This is a genomic window from Pseudomonas sp. P20, assembly GCF_016463925.1.
Lineage (GTDB): Bacteria > Pseudomonadota > Gammaproteobacteria > Pseudomonadales > Pseudomonadaceae > Pseudomonas > Pseudomonas aeruginosa.
The window spans coordinates 246-1,492 of the sequence record NZ_JAEMVM010000073.1 but is presented as its reverse complement, the minus strand read 5'-3'; the positions used below and the strand labels follow the sequence as shown (position 1 = coordinate 1,492).

Here is a 1,247-nt window from a genome sequence, read left to right as displayed (position 1 = left end):
TCCGTCTCCGGTGCGGCGTAGACCTGCTGGCTGTCGCCGGCTTCCGGCGCCGGCAGCGCCTTGCGGTCCAGCTTGCCGTTGGGCAGCAGCGGCAGCGCCGCCAGGAACACCCACTGGGTCGGCACCATGTATTCCGGCAGGCTCGCCTTGAGCGCCGACTTCAGCACTTCACGCAGGGCGCCGCGCTTCTCGTCCTCCAGCGCCCCGACATCCTGCGGCACCACGTAGCCCAGCAACTGCTGGCCGCTCGCACCGTCGGCGGCCAGCACCACCGCTTCGCGCACGCACTCCTGCTCCAGCAGGCGCGCCTCGATCTCGCCCAGTTCGATACGGAAACCCCGGATCTTCACCTGGTGGTCCAGGCGACCGAGATAGTCGATCTGCCCGTCTCTGCGCAACCGCGCCAGGTCGCCGGTACGGTAGATCCGCTCGCCGTCGCCGTACGGGTCCGGCACGAAGCGCTCCGCGGTCAGCCCAGGTCGTCCCAGGTAGCCGCGCGCCAGGCCGGCACCGGCGATCAGCAGTTCGCCTCGGCAACCCACCGGACAGACCCCACCCGCCGCATCGAGGATGCGCGCGCGCACCCCCGCGATCGGTGCACCAATGGGAATTTCCGCCCCGACCTCCTTCACCGGCGCCGAGAAGCAGCAGGCATCGATGGTCGCTTCGGTCGGCCCGTAGAGGTTGACCAGCTCGCCGTTCCAGCGGCGCCCCAGTTGTTCCAGCAGCGCGCCGCTCAGCGCTTCGCCACCGCAGCAGAGCAGCCGCAGCGAGTCCAACTGGTCGTCGCCGGCGAAAGGCAGCAGCGCCTGCAACAGCGACGGCGGCATTTGCAGCACATTGATCCGTTGTGCCTCGACCAGCCCCCACAAGCTCTCTAGCGAGGTACCCAGCTCCGCAGGCGCCAAGTGCAAGCGAGCGCCGGACATCAGTGGCAGCCAGAACTCCCACACCGAGGCGTCGAAGCTACTCGAGGTCCGCTGCAACACCCGCTCGTGCGCCGCCAACTGGAAGCGCTCCTGCATCCAGCGCATGTGATTGACCAGCGCGCCATGGGTGATGCCAACGCCCTTCGGGCGCCCGGTCGAACCAGAGGTATAGATGACGTAGGCCAGATGCTCCGGACAGGCACGCTGCTCCGGATTCCCGTCCCACTGCGCCGGGACGTTCTGGAACAGGCTCGGGTCGTCCAGGCATAGGTTCGTCAGCTGTGCGTTGAACGGCAGTTCATCCTGCAGGAACGTCTG

The 1,247-nt window shown here is 68.0% G+C and carries 1 protein-coding gene; it reads right to left on the bottom strand.

Annotated features, from left to right (window positions below):
* Positions 1–1,247 (bottom strand): amino acid adenylation domain-containing protein (locus JHD77_RS31510; RefSeq protein ID WP_233412014.1); only part of this gene is annotated, 1,247 nt, incomplete at both ends.